This is a genomic window from Streptomyces sp. NTD91, assembly GCF_059510455.1.
In genome coordinates, this window is the sequence record NZ_JCAJZW010000078.1 from 1 (window position 1) to 17,598 (window position 17,598).

General features: G+C 68.5%; 16 protein-coding genes and 2 pseudogenes. 9 read left to right on the forward strand and 9 right to left on the reverse strand.

The genetic code is table 11. The features are described from left to right. Positions 1–436: 436 nt before the first annotated feature. Both AC5WRT_RS37585 and AC5WRT_RS37590 read left to right on the forward strand, forming a co-directional pair. Positions 437–652 carry a hypothetical protein gene (locus AC5WRT_RS37585; RefSeq protein WP_496098663.1) on the forward strand — a complete coding sequence of 72 codons (216 nt, stop codon included), beginning with the start codon at positions 437–439 and terminating at the stop codon, positions 650–652. Between the two features lie 60 nt (positions 653–712). Then, positions 713–988, forward strand: a complete 276-nt coding sequence (locus AC5WRT_RS37590) for a hypothetical protein (RefSeq protein ID WP_496101046.1) — start codon at positions 713–715, stop codon at positions 986–988. 585 nt (positions 989–1,573) lie between these two features. Here AC5WRT_RS37590 and AC5WRT_RS37595 read toward each other — a convergent pair. Genes AC5WRT_RS37595 through AC5WRT_RS37610 form a run of 4 tightly spaced genes read right to left on the reverse strand, consistent with a single transcriptional unit; the run spans position 1,574 to position 5,675 of the window. Continuing rightward, positions 1,574–2,332: an amino acid ABC transporter ATP-binding protein gene (locus AC5WRT_RS37595; protein WP_496098665.1), complete on the reverse strand. Its 759-nt coding sequence runs from the start codon at positions 2,330–2,332 to the stop codon at positions 1,574–1,576. Further along, positions 2,329–3,228, reverse strand: coding sequence for an amino acid ABC transporter permease (locus AC5WRT_RS37600; RefSeq protein WP_496098666.1), 900 nt, complete (start codon positions 3,226–3,228; stop codon positions 2,329–2,331). The genes AC5WRT_RS37595 and AC5WRT_RS37600 overlap by 4 nt, the downstream gene beginning before the upstream one ends. A 3-nt stretch (positions 3,229–3,231) precedes the next feature. Then, the gene (locus AC5WRT_RS37605) at positions 3,232–4,161 is read right to left on the reverse strand and encodes an ABC transporter substrate-binding protein (protein WP_496098667.1); all 930 of its coding nucleotides are present in this window, start codon (positions 4,159–4,161) and stop codon (positions 3,232–3,234) included. Positions 4,162–4,172: 11 nt separating this feature from the next. Further along, positions 4,173–5,675: an amidohydrolase gene (locus tag AC5WRT_RS37610; protein WP_496098668.1), complete on the reverse strand. Its 1,503-nt coding sequence runs from the start codon at positions 5,673–5,675 to the stop codon at positions 4,173–4,175. Positions 5,676–5,820: 145 nt separating this feature from the next. Between AC5WRT_RS37610 and AC5WRT_RS37615 the strand changes: the two genes are divergently transcribed. The 5 genes from AC5WRT_RS37615 (at position 5,821) to AC5WRT_RS37635 (ending at position 11,478) form a co-directional block, all read left to right on the forward strand. Then, complete coding sequence (locus tag AC5WRT_RS37615; RefSeq protein ID WP_496098669.1) at positions 5,821–6,705, forward strand: LysR family transcriptional regulator; 885 nt, start codon at positions 5,821–5,823, stop codon at positions 6,703–6,705. An 822-nt stretch (positions 6,706–7,527) separates the two neighbouring features. Next, a complete protein-coding gene (locus AC5WRT_RS37620) occupies positions 7,528–7,650 on the forward strand; it encodes a hypothetical protein (RefSeq protein ID WP_496098670.1) in 123 nt (40 codons plus the stop codon). Between the two features lie 363 nt (positions 7,651–8,013). Then, entirely contained in the window at positions 8,014–8,376 is a 363-nt protein-coding gene (locus AC5WRT_RS37625; protein ID WP_496098671.1) for an antibiotic biosynthesis monooxygenase family protein, read from the forward strand. A gap of 157 nt (positions 8,377–8,533) precedes the next feature. Next, on the forward strand, positions 8,534–8,710 hold the full coding sequence (locus tag AC5WRT_RS37630; RefSeq protein WP_496098672.1) for a hypothetical protein: 177 nt from the start codon (positions 8,534–8,536) through the stop codon (positions 8,708–8,710). A 566-nt stretch (positions 8,711–9,276) separates the two neighbouring features. Continuing rightward, the gene (locus AC5WRT_RS37635; RefSeq protein WP_496098673.1) at positions 9,277–11,478 is read left to right on the forward strand and encodes a putative Ig domain-containing protein; all 2,202 of its coding nucleotides are present in this window, start codon (positions 9,277–9,279) and stop codon (positions 11,476–11,478) included. A 356-nt stretch (positions 11,479–11,834) separates the two neighbouring features. On the opposite strand, the gene AC5WRT_RS37640 is transcribed toward AC5WRT_RS37635, so the two are convergent. Beyond that, positions 11,835–12,224 (reverse strand): nuclear transport factor 2 family protein, encoded by a 390-nt coding sequence (locus tag AC5WRT_RS37640; RefSeq protein ID WP_496098674.1) that lies wholly within the window; start codon positions 12,222–12,224, stop codon positions 11,835–11,837. Positions 12,225–12,562: 338 nt separating this feature from the next. Here AC5WRT_RS37640 and AC5WRT_RS37645 point away from each other — a divergent pair, with 338 nt between their 5' ends. Next, entirely contained in the window at positions 12,563–12,946 is a 384-nt protein-coding gene (locus AC5WRT_RS37645; RefSeq protein ID WP_496098675.1) for a hypothetical protein, read from the forward strand. A 470-nt stretch (positions 12,947–13,416) separates the two neighbouring features. Here AC5WRT_RS37645 and AC5WRT_RS37650 read toward each other — a convergent pair. From AC5WRT_RS37650 to AC5WRT_RS37665, 4 genes and pseudogenes are all read right to left on the reverse strand, one after another. Further along, positions 13,417–13,577, reverse strand: a pseudogene (locus tag AC5WRT_RS37650) (IS256 family transposase); the annotation flags it as partial. Between the two features lie 335 nt (positions 13,578–13,912). After that, positions 13,913–14,059: a hypothetical protein gene (locus AC5WRT_RS37655; RefSeq protein ID WP_496098676.1), complete on the reverse strand. Its 147-nt coding sequence runs from the start codon at positions 14,057–14,059 to the stop codon at positions 13,913–13,915. Positions 14,060–14,295: 236 nt separating this feature from the next. Continuing rightward, positions 14,296–14,688, reverse strand: a pseudogene (locus AC5WRT_RS37660) (hypothetical protein); the annotation flags it as partial. Between the two features lie 197 nt (positions 14,689–14,885). Continuing rightward, positions 14,886–15,470: a MarR family winged helix-turn-helix transcriptional regulator gene (locus AC5WRT_RS37665; RefSeq protein ID WP_496098677.1), complete on the reverse strand. Its 585-nt coding sequence runs from the start codon at positions 15,468–15,470 to the stop codon at positions 14,886–14,888. A gap of 87 nt (positions 15,471–15,557) precedes the next feature. Here AC5WRT_RS37665 and AC5WRT_RS37670 point away from each other — a divergent pair, with 87 nt between their 5' ends. After that, positions 15,558–17,375, forward strand: coding sequence for a hydroxysqualene dehydroxylase (locus AC5WRT_RS37670; protein ID WP_496101047.1), 1,818 nt, complete (start codon positions 15,558–15,560; stop codon positions 17,373–17,375). Positions 17,376–17,598: the final 223 nt, after the last annotated feature.

Below are 17,598 nucleotides of genomic sequence, written 5' to 3' on the forward strand. Positions count from 1 at the left end.
CACGAGTAACCTCGATGATTCGCGCAGTAGACATGCGCACGTTGTGGCCAACTGCTCCCGGGCCCAATGTCTGTCTTGCGCTCTCCTGCTGACCGCACTTCCAGCGAAGACACCGATCAGCGTAGTCGCGACGGCCCCGGCAGGGGCGGCAAACAAGCTCCACAGTGCAGACGTGGGGCCTAGTTTGAAGCCATCAGGACCCACTGGGGGGCGATTCCGTGATGATCCGAATGGCCCAGTAGCGCGCTCAGTCACAGCGGGTGAATGGTGTCCCGTGGTGAACCTTGATCATGTGCCGCCGAATCTTGACGGATGCGAGTTCGTGCCATCGAAGTCAGAGCGGCCTGGCCGGAGGCGCAGCGGCCGAAACCCGCCACCGGCCGCGTAGCGTGGGGGCTCGGTGGTCCGGAACAGACGCCCTTGTTACGGTGGCTGGGTGGAGAGCTGGGACGGGGACGGCGTACGCGCACGGATACGGGAGATGGCAGTACGGGATCCGGGGCTGGTGTGCTTCGGGGTGGACACGCACCGGTACGAGTTGGCGCCTCGCCTGCCGGAGGCGGAGATCCGAGCATTCGAGCGATCCCACGGCATCGATCTGCCGGTGGAGTACCGTTCTTTCGTCGCAGAGGTGGGCAACGGCCCCGCCTGACCCAGTCATGGGTTGATGCCGTTGACCGTCGCCCGGCCGGAGGCCGACGAGGAGTGGGCCGTGGACGCCGAGTGGCGAGAAGACCGACTGCCGGGCCGCCTCGCTGAGCCGTTCCCTCTCGCCGCACCTCTGCCCGGCCGGATCGACGCAGCGGCCGATGCACTGACCCGGGGCACGCTGATCTTGGCTGAACAGGGCTGCGGCATCTTCACACGGCTGGTCCTGAACGGCCCGCGAGCCGGCCAGGTCTGGCAGATCGATCCCGACCGGGGTGGCTTCGTACCGGTGAGCCCCGGCTTTCGCACCTGGTACACCGACTGGCTGGCGAGCCCCTGAACACGCGTTACACCGACCAGGCCAACCCGCCGACCTCCGGACGCAGAGCACATCGGCGAACCGGACAGCCGTGCACGGTGGGCGGCCCGGCAGCGCGAAGTGAGGACCCAGCCGGCTCGTACCTCATCCCCTGATCGATCAGCCGGACCGCGGCAGTGAAGTCGCCCTGCCCAGCACGCACATGGGCCGGATCGAAACGGAGCGACCAGTTGGCCGGGTCCAGGGTGGGGCGCGCTCGAACGCCCCCACGGTCGAACTCCGCGAGATCGCCCGCCTCATCCGCGAACAAGGCGCCGTCCGACCCGCGGCCAGGAACGGCTTCCCTGGCTCACGCGCTGACTCCTTGCCGCGCCTTCCCTGCCCAAGTACCCGACACCTGCCCGGGCAAGGGCTGTGGAGCGGGTGCGGGCGTCGACGGCGGCCGTGAGGAGGCTGTGCGGGAAGCCCCGACCGGAGCGCATCCGGTCGGGGCTTGTGGCCAGGTACAGCACATGCGGTCAGGGGCGTCGCCGGGCCCCTTGTCCAGCTCCCGCGGTGCCTTGGCCGGCAGGCCGTGGCGACGCCGGCTGCGACGTGCGCCGCCGTTCACAGCACGCTGGAGAGGAATGCCCTGGTGCGGGGGTGCTGCGGGTCGGACAGCAGGTCGGCCGGGGTCCCCTGTTCGACGACGGTGCCGTCGGCGAAGAAGCTCAGGCTGTCGCCGACCTCGCGTGCGAACCCGATCTCGTGGGTGACCACGACCATGGTCATGCCGTCACGGGCGAGGTCCTTCATCACTTCCAGGACCTCGTCGACGAGTTCGGGGTCCAGAGCCGAGGTCGGTTCGTCGAAGAGCATCAGCGTGGGGTTCATCGCCAGGGCCCTGGCGATGGCCACGCGCTGCTGCTGGCCGCCCGAGAGCTGGTGGTGGCGCTTGTGGGCGTGGTCGGCCAGGCCCACCCGGTCCAGGTGTCGCATCGCCATTTCCCGGGCGTCCGCGGGACTGCGGTCCAGGACGTGTACCGGGGCGCAGGCGACGTTCTCCAGTGCGCTCTGATGGGCGAAGAGGTTGAAGCGCTGGAAGACCATGCCGATCCGGGCACGGAATGCGGCGTACTCCTTGGACGTCCAGTGGTGGTACCGGCCGTCGCGGAGCCTGTAGCCGACCTGCTCGCCCAGGACCTCCAAGCTGCCGCCCATCACCTCTTCGAGGCCGTTCATGCAGCGCAGGAAGGTCGACTTACCGGAGCCCGAGGGTCCGATGATGCAGCTCACCTCGCCGTGGGCCACGGTGAAGTCCACTCCCTTGAGCACCTCGGTGTCGCCGTAGCTCATCCGCACACCGCTGGCGGTGACCGCGTTCATGTGGTCACCGTCCGCCGGGGCAGGATGCGGCCGGTCAGCCCTCCGGGGCGCACCAGTCGTACGGCGTCGAAGCCGAAGCGTCGCTCGAGCCGGCTCTGCAGGACGGTGGCGACGGCCGTCATCAGCATGTACCACAGGCTCGCCACGATGAGCAGTTCCATGATCTCGTTGTTGGCCTTGTAGATCTGGCTGGCGTTGGTCATCAGGTCGTGTCCGGCCACCACGTACACCAGCGAGGTGGTTTTCAGCATCGAGATGAACTCGTTGCCGGTGGGAGGAATGATGATCCGCAGGGCTTGTGGCAGCACGATGACGCGCATCCGCTTGGCGGGAGTCATGCCGAGCGCGTACGCCGCCTCGCTCTGCCCGCGGTCGACGGCCTGGATGCCGGCGCGCACGGTCTCGGCGAAGTAGGCCGAAAGATTGAGGCCCAGGCCCAGCATGGCGGAGACGAAGCCGGTCATCACCTGGTTGGTGTCCCACTGCAGCCCGAGCCTGGTGAAGGGGATCTTCAGGACCAGGCTGGGGAAGAGGAACGCCAGGTTGTACCAGAAGATGAGCTGGACCAGCAGGGGCGTGCCCCGGAAGAACCAGATGTAGCCGGTGGAGATCCAGCGCAGCACCGGGTTGTGGGCGAGCCGCATGACGGCGAGCAGCACGCCGAGCACCAGTCCGATGGCGGTGGCCAGGATCGAGATCTCCACGGTCACCTGGATGCCCGAGAGGATCTGCCCGTCCAACAGGTAGTGGCCGACCTGTCCCCAGTCCAGGCGCCGGTTCATCACCACGAGGCCGGCGAGCCAGCCGCACACGGCGAGCGCCAGCGCGCCGGCCAGCCAGCGGCCCCAGTACGGCGAGCGCGCCACGGGGACGCCGGAGATGGGTTCGGTGCGCACGGGTCACTTCCCGCCGTTGACGACGGCCGTGGTGACGGCGAGCCTGTCCAGGTTCCACGCGTGGAGGATCTTGGTGTACTCGCCGCTCTTGATGAGGTCGTTCAGGGCCCCCTGGACGGCGGTGACCAACTTCTGGTTGTTGCGGTTCATGCCGATGCCCCACGGGCTCTCCGTGCCGGGGACGGCGACCGCGTCGGCGCCGGTCTTCGGGTCCGCGGCCTTGGAGGCGGCGACGACATAGTCGGTGATGTTGGCCTGGGCGCGGCCGCTCTCCAACTGGAGCAGGGCTTCCTGGTCGCCGGGGAACTTGAGGATGTCGACGGCGGCCTTGCCCTTGCCCTTGCAGGCGGTGGAGGCCGTTTTGGCCAGCTCGAGCGAGGAGCCGTTGTCGACGACCGACACCGTCTTGCCGCACAGGTCGCCGGTGGTGTGGATGCCGTCCGGGTTGCCCTTCTTGACCAGCATGCCGGCACCGGCGCGCACATAGTCCACGAAGGAGACCTTCGACTGCCGCTCGGCGGTGTCGGACATCGACGACAGGATCAGGTCGTACCGGCCGGTGAGGACACCGGGGATCTGGGCGTTGAAGTCCTCGTTGGCGATGGTGACCCGGGCGCCGAGCTTGCGGGCGATAGCCCGGGCGAGCGAGGGGTCGAGACCGAGCGGAGTCCTGCCGTCGGAGGCGAAGATCTCCATGGGGGGGTAGCCGACCGAGGTCGTCACCTTCAGCACGCCGCCGGGCACCTTGCCGGCCAGCGCCGGGTCCGGGGTGACGGCGTTGATGACGGCGGCGGCCTTGTCCTCGGCCGGCGCCTGGTCGAGCACGGCCTTGGCGGCGGGCTTGCCGGAGGAGGCGTCGAGGCTCTGGGCGCCGCAGGCTGAGGTGGCGGCGACGAGCAGGATGCTGCCCAGGGCGATGGGGGTCTTCCTCACGAGAGGGCTCCTTAGGATCTCTGCCAGCGGACTTCGCCGCCGACGACGGTGGTGAGGACCTTGGTGTCCAGGACCCCGTCGACGAACGGGTCGCTGTCGACGGCGATCAGGTCGGCCAGTCGGCCGGGGGCCAGCGCGCCCTTCTCGCCCTCCTGGCCCGCGGCGTACGCGGAGCCGAGGGTGTGGGCGGTGAGCGCCTCGGCCATGCTCAGCCGCTCCTGCGGCTGCCATCCGCCGGGCGGCGTGCCGTCGGACCTGGTGCGGGTCACGGCGGCGTGCAGTGCGGGGAAGGGGCTGGGGTGCTCCACGGGGGCGTCGGAGCCGAAGGCCAGCGGCACGCCGGTGTTGAGCATGGTCCGCCAGGCGTACGACGACAGATCCTGCTCGGCCAGCAGCGAGTCGACCAGGTCGATGTCGCTGGTGCAGTGGACCGGCTGCATCGAGGCGACGAGGCCGAGTCGTGCCATGCGCACGATGTCCTGGCGCCGCAGGTGCTGGGCGTGCTCGATCCGGTTGCGCAGGTTCCCGGGTGTGCCCGCGGCCTCGTAGGCGTCGATGACGAGGTGGTTGGCCTGGTCGCCGATGGCGTGGGTGGCGACGGCGATGCCCGCCGCGTTCGCCTTGCGGATCAGCCGGACCAAGTCGTCGTAGGGAGTGACGGCGATCCCGACGTTGTTCGAGTCCCCGGTGAACGGCTTGCTCATGTGGCAGGTGTGCGAGCCCAGAGCCCCGTCGCTGAAGAGCTTGACGGGGCCGGTGCTGAGCCAGGCGTCGCCCTGGCCGGTGAAGCGGCCCTCCTCGATGGCCGCGTCCAGGTGAACAACCGGTATCGCCTTGTGCACCCGCAGCTTGAGCTCGCCTGCTGCGTACATGTCCAGGTACGCGGCGCGGCAGTCCTCGCCGTCGATGTCGTGCACACTCGTCAGGCCGAGCGCGAGCAATTCCTCCTGGGCGGCGAGCAGCCGGGACCGCAGGTCGCCGTCGGTCATCAGGTTGCGCAGCGGATAGGAGGCCGACTCGCGCAGGATGCCGGTCGGTTCGCCGTCGGCGTCCCTGACGATCTGCCCGCCCACCGGATCCGGTGTCGTACGGTCGAAGCCGACCATCCGCAGGGCCAGTGAGTTCACCCATACGGTGTGGCCGTCGATGCTCGGCAGTGCGACAGGACGGTCGGGGCAGACCGAGTCGAGTGCATACCGGTCCGGCTGGACCGGCCGCTCCCAGGCGTTGCTGTTCCACCGGCCGCCGAACACCCACGCCCCTGGGGGCAGCCGCTTGGTGTGCTCCGCGATCCGGGCCAGGGCATCGTCCAAGGAGCCAGCGCCGCGCAGATCCGCCTCACTCAGCCCACGAGCGTACTGGGCGGTGTGGATGTGCCCGTCGTACAGGCCCGGAAGGACGCAAGCCCCGTCGAGGTCCACGATTTCGGCGTGCGGTCCGGCGACCTCGCGCACCTCGGCCTGGTCACCGGCAGCGATGATCACCTCGCCGTCCACGGCGAGAGCTTCAACCAAGGGACGCTTACGGTCGCCTGTATGGATTCGTGCATTGCGGAAAACGCGCATGGCCGGAACTGTAGAAGCGCTGATCAGCGCATTGAAAGATCTCTGATCCCGACAACCTTCACGCCTGAGATGAAGCATTGCTTATGCTCGACCCATGCTGAAGTCCGAACACTTGCTCACTCTCCGTGAGGTGGTCCAGCGCGGCTCCTTCGCCGCGGCCGCCAACCGCCTGGGGTACACCGCTTCTGCCGTCTCCCAACAGATGGCGGCACTGGAGCGCGAGGTGGGTGTCCAGCTGTTCCACCGCTCGGCGCGCAAGGTCCTGCCCACCAGCGCCGCCGAGGTCATGGCCAGGCATGCGGCGACGGTACTGACCGAGCTCGAGCGCCTGGTGTCGGCAGTGAAACAGGAGCACAGAAGCACGGAGCGGCAGATCAGGCTGGGCGTTTTCCCCAGCTTCGGTGTGCATGTCCTCGCGGGCGTGCTCAAGGAGCTGGAAACGGGTATCAGGCTCTGGGTCACCGAGCCTTCGCAGCTGATCCCCGCCCTGGGAAGCGGGGGCGAACTGGATGCCGCCATCGTCTACCAGGTGGGCAACTCGGGATTGTCCTGGCCCCCGGGGCTGCGTCGGTCCTGGATAGCGGAGGACCCCTTTCGGCTGGTGGTCCCGGCCTCATGGCCGACGCTGGCCCCCTACGGTCCGGAGCAGTTGACGGATCTGCCCTGGATCCAACACCACCCCGGCAGCAGCGACGCGATGTTCTTCAACAGCGTGTTCGCCAGTTGGGGCCTGCAGCCGCGAGCGGTCGGCTACTCCGACGACTTCAGCACGACCTTGGCGATGGTCGGCGCGGGCGTCGCAGTCGCGCTGGTGCCCGCGCTCGCGGTGCGCCATCCTCCGGGCGATGTCGTTGTCGCCGACGTTCCCTGGTTGAACATCAGCCGTAGCATCTTTGCGTTGACCCACCCCGACCGCGAGACGGCGGCCCTGAGGGCGTTGCTCGACCTGCTCATCTCCCCCCTTCCGCAGGATCCATGACGCTTGTCGGCTCGCCCTGCCGGCTGTCCGCACCGGGCGACAGGGCTTCGAAGTCACGGCAGCTGTAGATCGTGACCTTGGCGGGTCTGTGCTGGTCGTCCGAGTCCGTGGGGGTGTCGGTGGCCGCCGTGATCGTGACGGGCGGGGAAGAACGATCATGACAGGGCACCGCTCGGCCGAGCGGTGCCGGGACCGGCTGGAGGAACTGATGGACCGGATGCCCGGCCGTTTCCCGCGGCGGGAGCGTTCCGCGAGCTGACAGACGGGCTGCTGATGGAGCTGGAGGATGTGACCTCCGGGGTACGGGGCCCGGCGATCTGCGGCTGCGCCGTGTGGGCGGGCTACGGCCACGACCATCCTGACCATTGAAGGCCAGAAGGCCTTACGCGATCCCCGTGAGCAGGGTGTGGGCGATCCGGACGGCGAACGTGTCTACGGGCTGCGGGGGTTTGGCCTCGGGGGGACGTGTCGTGGACGAAGGCTCGTCGGGCGCAGGCACCCACGAGGAGGGAGGCGGCGGCGAGCGTGTGGGCCTGGGCGTTGATGCGACCTGCCTCCTGTTCGGCTCTCACGTAGGCGTGAAGGCCCTCGATCGGGCGGGCCGGTGCCCATCTCACGCAGAGTGTCGTCGTAGGCGGCTCTCGAGGTGGCGCTGGGAGCGCAGGGACGCGACCAACCGCGCTGCTCCGTGGGCGATGACCCTGAGGTTCTGCTCGACCGCGCGGCCGGGGCTTCCCGCGCCTTCGGAGCGGAGGCGTTCCAGGAGCGAACCGAGCTTCGGCGGACGTTCGTTGAGTGCCGCCAGGAAGAACTCTTCCTTGTATGGCGAAGGACTTGTCAAGCGCTGCTTCGGCGCAGCCGGCCACCTTCGCGATCTCCTTGACGGTGGTGCGGAACGAGGCCGATGCCCCCAAGCATGAGTTCGTGGGCCGCTTCGAGGCCTGACTCGAGGGTGAGTACTCACTCACCATAGGGCGAACAGGAGTGAGTGAGTACTTACTCACTCACCTAGTGGCAGAACTTGGAGGGCGCGTGCCATACAGCTCACGGTCTTCGGTGCGACGGAGCGCCGCCCAAGCCGCAGGCGTCGCCGTCGGAATGTGGATCGGTGCCGATGGCCCGCCCGAAGCACCGACGGCCTCAAGGAAGTCGCGCACCCTGCCGGGAGCTGCACACGCAGCGCGACGAAGTAGAGCGCGCCCCTCTGGCTCGGTCCCGCCCCGCCCCACCATTGTTGATTCCTGATTCCGGTACGGCTGTGGCCGGCCTCGGTGCCGTGGGACAACCGAGAGCGAGAGAAGTACCAAGATGGCCAAGGTGCAGAGCCTGGACCCGAATACGCCGATGTTCGCGCAGTGCAAGGAGAAGACCGGGCCCATCGTCCTGGCCAACACCTTCGTCGTTCCGAAGGAGAGGACCGAATCGTTCCTGGCCCTCTTTCGGAGGCAGGCGGAGTTCATGAAGGCTCAGCCGGGATTCCTCTCCCCGCAGATGCACAAGGGAACGGCGGACAGTCAACTTCTGATGAACGTCGCGGCCTGGGAGTCGAGCACGGCTCTCGCCGCGGCGTTCGGCAGCCCGGAGTTTCAGCGCATGGCGGCCGATCTCCTCGACGTCATCGTGTCGTACCCGCATCTTCGAGCCGGTCGACGTATGACGCGGCGGCTGTAGCCGAAGGAGGGCAGCCGGAGACGGGCCGCCCTCCCCGGGGCAGTCCCGCATCCATGCCCCATGCGGGCCGCCGAGGCCGCCGAGCACCCCACCACGCGTAGCGCCGTCTCTGAAGAGATTACGAGCGTGGAACTGAGTCACACCATCCTCCCCACGCGTGACCCACAAGCCTCGGCGCAGTTCCCGGCCGAAAATCCTCGGCCTGAGTTTCGACCCGCCGGTGGCCCACTTCACGCCGCTCACACCGGCCAACCAGGTTGGGCTGGACTACGACCACAAGCCGTTCCCGAACGACCGAAAGACGTCGGTAGCCCTCACCGCCCTCATCACCTGAACCGCCTTCAGCCGGTCCGACCACCCCACCAGGGAGATCGCCAACGAGCTCGGCAACTCGACGAGGGGCTGGCCGACTTGCCTCCGCCCCCTTGCATGGTGTCATGTACGGGTCCAGACTCCGGCTTGCGAACACGCGTGCACCTTGCGCGAACGTCCTTCACCCCCACCTCCGGTCGACCACCGGCTGTCTGAAGGGATGTTCAGTGTCACGCTCCACACCAGGCCGAAGACGCCTCATCACCGCATTCACCACGCGTGCGGTCACGGTCAGCCCAGCAACTTGGAACGACGGGAAAGCAGGAGCCGAGTTGGCGACGCCGACCATGGGCGCGATCAGGACGACCGACACGCTGAAGGCTGACGCCGCTTGGAGCGCGCCTCCGCGCTGATCGATGTCGGGGTGGCGCATGCCCGGCCTGAGCACGACACGCATGCGCCAGCCCGTGGTGCAACTACGCGAAAGCCCCTGCACCACCTGACGCGAACCCACCGTGCCGCGTTCCTACCGGTTGTCCCGCGACTGTCTGCGGCAGCCGGTGCCCCACACATACCGCTAGGAGAGACATGCCCAGACCGACCAGAGGAAGAACCCCCCTGCTCATCGCTGCCCTGGCCGCGGCGATGGCGTTCGCCTCACCCGCCTTCGCCAGCCCCTCGAGCTCCGCGACCGCCTTGGTGGCCCCGCATGCCGCTGCTCCCTCTCTCGCGCAGGTCAGCAGTGACCCGTACTCCGACTCGCAGGCCCAGCACGCCACCGAAGTCGAGCCGGACACCTACAGCTTCGGCAGCACCGTCGTCGCCGCCTTCCAGGTCGGCCGGGTCTCCGACGGCGGGGCGTCCAACATCGGGTGGGCGACCTCCACCGACAACGGACAGAGCTGGACGCACGGCTTCCTGCCCAGCTCCACCACGAACACCGGCGGCCCGTACTCCGCCGCCAGTGACGCCTCCGTGGCATACGACGCCAAGGACGGCGTGTGGATGGTCTCCTGGCTGGGGATCCGCTCCGGCAGCAGCGTCGATGTCGACGTCAGCCGCTCCCCGGACGGCGGCCACACCTGGGGTGCCCCGGTCACCGTCTCCACCGGCACCTTCGACGACAAGAACTGGACGGTCTGCGACAACCACCCCTCCAGCCCGTACTACGGCCGCTGCTACACCGAATACGACGACGCCAACGCCGGCGACGCCGAGCACATGAAGACCTCGACCGACGGTGGCGCGACCTGGGGCGCACAGCAGAGCCCGGCCGACAGCCCGAGCGGACTCGGCGGCCAACCGGTCGTGCAGCCCAACGGCACCGTCGTCGTACCGTTCTCCTCCGCCAGCGAGAACAGTGAACGGTCCTTCATCTCCAGCAACGGCGGCAGCAGTTGGGGCTCAAGCGCGCAGATCGCCACCGTCTCGCACCACCCGGTCGCCGGTCTGGAGGACGACGCCGCCGACATGTCGCGCCTGGACACCCTGCGCGAGGGCCCCCTGCCCTCCGCTGAGATCGACGCCTCCGGCCGCGTCTACGTGGTCTGGTCCGACTGCCGCTTCCGCACCAACTGCACCAGCAACGACATCATCATGTCGACGTCGACGAACGGCACCTCGTGGAGCTCGCCGGCCCGCGTACCGATCGACGCCGCCAACAGCTCCGCCGACCATTTCGTGCCCGGCATCGGCCTGGATCCCAGCAGCGCCGGCAACACCGCCCGCATCGGGCTGACGTACTACTACTACCCGAACGCCTCGTGCACGGACACCACCTGCCAGCTCGACGCAGGCTACGTCTCATCCACCGACGGCGGCACCACGTGGGCGGCACCCACCCAGCTAGCCGGCCCCATGACACTGGCCTGGCTACCCAACACCACGCAGGGCCGGATGTTCGGCGACTACATATCCACGTCCGTCCTGTCCGGCGGCAATGCCGTCACCGTGATCCCCGTCGCCCATGCCCCCAGCGGCAGCACCTTCGACGTGGCGATGTACGCACCGACCGGCGGCCTGCCAATCGGCAACGGCCAGCCAGGCGGCAACACCGTCACGGTCACCAACCCGGGCGACCAGACCGGCACCGTCGGCACCGCAGTGAACCTGCAGATCACAGCGGCCGACTCCTCCTCGTCCGCCAAGCTCACCTACAGCGCGGCCGGCCTGCCGCCCGGACTGACCGTCGCCTCCACCACCGGCCTGATCTCCGGCACACCCACCACCGCCGGCCCCTACCACGTCACCGCCACCGCCACCGATGACACAGGCGCCACCGGCTCCACCACCTTCACCTGGACGATCAACCCGGCAGGCGGCGGAACCTGCAGCAGCACCGGCCAAAAGCTCGGCAACCCGGGCTTCGAGTCCGGCAACACGGTATGGTCCGCCAGCTCGGGCGTCATCGGGCAGTACGGCTCGCAGGGCGAGCCCCCGCACGGCGGTACATGGGACGCATGGCTGGATGGCTACGGCAGCTCCCACACCGACACCCTCTCGCAGCCCGTGACGATCCCGACCGGCTGCAAGGCCACCCTCAGCCTGTACCTGCACGTCGACACCGCCGAGACGACGACCTCCACCGCGTACGACAAGCTCACCGTCAAGGCTGGCGGCACCACACTGGCCACCTACTCCAACCTCAACGCCGCCAGCGGCTACACCCAGAAGACCTTCGACGTCTCCTCCCTAGCCGGCCAGACCGTCACCATCACCTTCACCGGCACCGAAGACACGTCCCTCCAAACCTCATTCGTCATCGACGACACCGCCCTGACACTCAGCTGACCCTCAGCCGACTTCGCCGGCGGCGCACCGGGCCGCCTCGTGCAGGGTCGTCTCCTCCCGTCGCAGGCGGCACAGGAGTCACACTGTGCCGCCCGCGCAGGACACTCCGATGCGGCGCCGTCGGCGCCGCACCTACCAGCTGAAAGTGGTCAGCCGTGCAGGCACCTCGTCCGGTGCCCGCACCACGTCGGACTTCTCACCGAAGCCGAACGATGCGCGGCCTTGCTCGACCCCTCACACAGCTGGCCGCGGCCGTTCTTCAACGTCTGCTTGTGATCGGCCCATCGGCTGCCGAACGCCGGTCGCCGGGGCTGTCAGGACGGCCTGTGCAGCCCAGGTGGCTCATCGCTCACGAACTACTGCCTCTGATCGGCCGGGACGAGGGTGCCCTGGTGGTAGTACATCCGCCACCCAGAGTCCTCATCCGACTTCCGCCAGATCGAACTGTGCCGCGACCGCCGCTCGCCGAGGACGGCTTCATACGTCACATGCACGACGCCAGGCGCCAGCACTGTCCCAGCCATACCGACAGGCTCATAGAACGGGCCGTCATCAGACGCCCCCGGCTTGTCCGGCAACTCTGACAGCATGGCCTGCCGGTCCCACCGGCGGCCTGAAGCACCCACTTCCACGAAGTCGGGGTCCAAGAGCTGTCCAGCAAGCTCCCTCGACGCCCGAACACGGGGACTCATCAACTCCAGCTCGCCCGCGATCGCCTCAGCTACACCGTCTGCCTCTTCACTCATCCGATCATCCTGGCCCGATTCCCGGCTTCCGCAACCGATTAACGGAGCCCGAGGACGACACCCTGTTGCGGAGCTTCGCATATGCGAACCTCCCACCGGTCGTTGGTGAGTTTCGCCCCGCAGCCGAAGGCACGGTCGTTTGGTGCGCGCACGCTTCTGCGGCGCGGGGCCACGACGACCGGGCAAGCCAAAAGCGAAGTTTGTTACATGCGGTGAAAAAGGGGGTGCGCACCAACCAGTCGGCCCGGAAACCTTGTCAGGCGCCGGCCGACGCCGGAGAGAACTTCGACCGTTCCGGTCGACCGCCCACTACACGCGCAAGCACGAAGGGAACCCACATGTTCAAGCCCACCCCCCGGACGTCTCTGCGGAAACTTCTCGTGGCCGCTGGGGTGCTCACCGCCGTAGCGCTGTCCACAGCCCCCGCCAACGCAGCGCAGCCTGCCTTACGTTCTGCGCCAGCGGACTGTCCCAAGGGCTATTTCTGCGGCTACAAGAAGTCCAACTTCCAGTCGCTCGGCTTCCGGTACAAGGACTGCTACAAGCAGGAAATTCCCGACGGCATGGGCAGTGGAGGCTCCTGGTACAACAACCAGACCAAGGGCACGGAGACAGGCATGTACGGCAAGGACGGGGGATGGCTCTACACGACCCCCGGAGCCCCCTCCTCGGACCCCTACGCCAGCTGGGGCCCTGTCTGGTCAGTCTGGAACTACTGCTGAGCCGGGCGACGTCCCCGGCAACACGGTGCAAGTACCCGGACTCCGGAATCCGGAGCGGTCGGCCGGTGCCTCTCCACGCCGAAGCGGAGGAGCATCACTCCCGTCAGGCCCTGCCGGCGCAGGTTCCGCGGCCTGGTCGGCGATGAACTTCCTGTCGTAGAGGTGGTAGCCGCCACGCCACAGGTGCCGGATGAGCTCGATCAGGCACGGAAGGGTCGCGTCACCAGAACCTCACCGCGATCGTGTCATCCACGTAGCGCGCGGTGTTCGGTATGGCAGGCCACATCCGTGGCGCCCCGCCGCAGGCGGTGCGGCGGGAGCGCCACGCACACGGCCGACGGGCTGCCCCAACCGCCAGACCGAGAATCACGGAACCGGCGTACGAGGCACGAGGATCAGCCAACGCATCGCCCAGTGGCCTGCACAGCCGCTGGGCTCTGGAGTTCGGCAGGTGCTGCCACCGCGAGGTCGCGGTCCACGAACGCGGCGGCGCCGGCCTGCCACTTCTGGGTCAGTCGCGCGGTCGTGGCGGGGAGAACCCGGCCGGACTGCCCAGGAACTGCCCCGCGGCGGGCACGAAGTCGCCGGAGGACAGGCCGTGCACATGGAGCAGCGGCAGCACCTCGCTGACCCGGGAACCCGAGACCTGCAATGGACACCTCGCGGGACGCGGAGGATGCTTGGTCGGAGGTATCGACGCAGGTCCTCACCGAGTCCACGGACGTGGGGATCCGCAACCGCGTCTTGCGCATGCTGCCCATCTCACCCGAGGCGTAACCACCACGACTGCAGGACCTGTTCGCAAGATTCCTCAGCGCCGCTCGCACCGAGTGCGGGGCGATGGTGCCGGTGGTCAGGCCGCGGACCTCGGTGAGCAGTATGTGCACCCGGACCGTCTCGCAGGCTTCGGCCCTCGAGGGGTATCCGAACGGAAAAACACGGTAGGCGTGAGGCAGTGGGTGATCGTCAGCCGGGGCGCTTGGCCATGACGACCAGCCCGGGGCCGCTGTACTCCTCCGGGGGACGTCGCAGTTCGGCGATCGGGTTCAGGCCGGCCTGCTCGATCAGGTTGACGAGTTGTTCCGGCCGCCACTTGTGAGTCGTCCAACGCACGGGTACTCCCCCGTGAGCCTCGGTGCGCACGGCGTCCTCGTCGCCGACATGGGTTCCGGTGTGAGGTGTCCGCGTGGCTTCAAGGCATGTGCGAACAGTGCGAGGACTTGAGGCAGGACGTGCCGGGGGAGGTTGAAAAGTGATCACCACTTGAGCACGCCGCCGAGGGACGCTTCGTCTAGGTCGAGTTCGGTGGCGGAAGCGCCGGGCGAAGCGGCACCCCGGAGGTCCGCGGCGCCGGCGCCCCCGGCCCGCGCGGCGGCTGCCGCCTCCAGCAGGGACCAGCCGTCGATCTCCACCGCTCGCCGCACCTCTGACTGCCACCCGTGAGCCGATGCCGTGTCGAGCAGAGCTCGGACGGCACCGGGTTCGTGAAGGTTCAGGGAGGCCCCCCGGACGTATCCCACGTCACCAGAGCCCAGAGGAGCCCCGCCCGGGACATACCGGCCCGGGCCCTCGGTGAAGACGATACGCAGTGGGCCGCCGGTGCCAGCCGGCTGCGGGTACAGCGTCAGGGTCTCGCGGCAGAACCAGCTGCCGTCCACCACGCTGTGGCCGTGGCGAAGCGTCCACAAGTACGCGCGCGCGTCGGCAACGAGCCGACGGGGCCTCTTCGGATGGCCGGGCACGGAGCTGAGGGTACGCGGCCTGATCCACGCGTCCCTGGCGGTGACCGGACTGTGACGAGTCGAACAGGACGGTCGTCCAACTTCAGTGACATCGGTCAAGGTCCGGTGAGACAGGACAGCGGCGCGGCGACCGGGCAACGAAAGCGTGATGGACGTCCCGTCTCCGTCCACCTGGCCTCCGTCTCAGTGTGGACATTTCAGGGCGGCAGGGTCCGGCTCAGCTTGCGCAGCAGGTCGGTCAGGGCGCCGCGCTCGTCCCCGGTCAGCCCGGCGAGCAGGTTCGCCCCGTTCCGGACATGTTCTTGGACCACTTCGTCGATGAGTTCGCGGCCACGATCGGTGAGTCGGATCAGTCGGCCGCGAGCGTCATTCTCGGCCGTTCGGCGAGTGACCAGTCCGACGCGCTCGAGCCGGTCGACGCGCTTGGTCACCGCCCCGGAGGTGACCATCGTCGAACCGCCCAGGTCGCCTGCGGTCATTTCGAAAGGCGTGCCGGAGCGGCGGAGGGAGGCGAGGATGTCGAACTCGCCCCGGCCCAGGCGGTAACGGTCGAAGACGCGGCACAGCCGCGCTTCCAGTGCCCAGTGAAGACGAGTGATGCGCCCCACGACGTGCATGGGGCTGGGGTCGAGGTCGGGCCGCTCACGACACCACTGGTCGACAATGCGGTCTACCGCGTCGGCGGGACCGGTGGGGAACAGTCGCACCGAACCGCGCCGGGCCTCGAGCGCGGGCCGCGAATGCGAGTCGACCGAGCCGGCTTGCACGAACACGCGCGGCACGGCTGTCCCCCTGTGACGGTGAGGATGCTGTGGAGGACGGCAAACCGGCTTCCGGGCTCCTGGAAGCCTCCCTAACCTCCCGGAAGCATGGCAGCAGAACACGCGCAGCAGCCCCGGCCGACCGTCGGACATTCCCGCAGACGTTTTCTCACGGCCGCCGGCGGCGTGGTCGGCACGACCACGTTGGGGCCCGGAGCGCGGGCAGCCGCGGCGACGCCCTCCCGCCGGCGCGTCGCCGTCCTCGGCGGCGGCGTCTCCGGGCTCAGTGCCACTCACGAACTCGCCGAACGCGGCTACGCCGTGACCGTCTACGAGTACTACGACACCCTTGGCGGCAAGGCCCGCTCGATGAACGTGCCCGGCACGGCCGCCGGTGGCCGCAAGCCCCTGCCCGGCGAGCACGGCTTCCGCTTCTTCCCCGGCTTCTACCGGAACCTGCCGGGCACGATGCGGCGCATTCCCTTTCCCGGCAACGCCGGCGGCGTGCGCGACAACCTCCGCAACGCCACCGAGGAACTGTTCGCCCGCAGCTCCGGCCGCCCCGATCTGCACTTCCCGCTGCGCCGGATCACGTCCCCGCCCGCACCCGGCGACATCACCGCGTCCTGGATCCGCGACCAGATCCTTTCCGCCCTGGACGTGGGCACCCGGCTGCCCGCCCACGAGGCCGCCTACTTCGCCGACCGCCTCCTTGTCCACCTCACCAGTTGCGACGCACGCCGCGAGGGCCAATGGGAGAAGGTCGCCTGGTGGGACTTCATCCGCGCGGGAGAGATGAGCAGGGAATACCAGACGCTGCTGGGCATCGGGCAGACCCGCAACCTCGTCGCCACCCGCGCCGAGGTGGCCTCGACCAGGACGGTCGGCCGCGTCATCATCGAGGCCCTGATCCTGTGGGGCCTGCTCGGCCGCGGGATGGACGGCGACGCCGACATCGACCGCGTCCTGAACGCTCCTACCAGCGAGGCCTGGATCGACCCCTGGGAGGTGCATCTGCGCTCGCTCGGCGTCGACTTCGTGACCGGCACGCAGGTGTTGGAGGTCGGCTACGAGGGCGGATCGGTGACCGGCGTCCGCGTCGCTGCCCGCGACGGCGGCCACGAGCGCACGATCACCGCCGACCACTACATCTCTGCGATGCCCGTCGAGCACGCCCGTGCCACCTGGGGCAAGGCCCTGCGCGCCGCCGACCCGCAGCTCAGCCGGTGCGACGCGCTGAAGACGGACTGGATGACCGGCGTGATGTTCTACCTGCGCACGCCCACGCCCGTCGTGCACGGCCACATCAACTGCCTCGACTCACCCTGGTCGGTGACGGCCATCGGCCAGGCACAGTTCTGGAACGTACGGGACTTCTCCCGCGACTACGGCGACGGCCGTGCCCACGACTGCCTGTCCGCGATCATCTCGGAGTGGGACAGGCCCGGCCTTCTGTACGGCAAGACGGCCAAGGAGTGCACCAAGGACGAGATCGTCGCCGAACTGTGGGCGCAGCTGAAGGACGGGCTGAACGACGCAGGCAGGACGACGCTCAGGGACGAGGACCGCCTCGGCTGGTTCATGGACCCGGCGGTGACAGGCCTGGGCGGCCCCGACGCGCAGAACCGCGAACAGCTCCTCATCCACCCCACGGGCACGCTCTACCATCGTCCCTCAGCGCGGACGGCGATCCCGAACTTCTTCCTCGCGGGCGACTACGTCCGCACCGACGTCGACCTCGCGACCATGGAAGGCGCAAACGAGTCCGCACGGCGAGCCGTCAACGCCCTGCTCGAGGCGGACCGTTCGGACGCCGAGCGGTGCCGTGTGTGGGAGCTGTACCGGCCGCCGGAGATGGAGCCGCTGAAGCGGATCGACGAGGCTCGCTACAGGCTGGGTCTGCCCAACACCTTCGACCTGGGCTGAGCCGGAAGGGCCACTGCTCCGCGTCGGCCGCCGGGGGTCGTCCCGTGGTTGCCCCGCACCGATGGTTCTGGTGCGGGGCAACGGCTCGGGCTGCGTGGTGTCGCGGTCGGCGAGGCCTCGGAGGACAGTGGCCGGGGGCGATAGCGTCCCGCCGAGTGCAACACCGTTGCGTTTGGTTAGTGTTGGCCTTGTCAAGACCTCATTCCTTGATCATCTCGAAGGC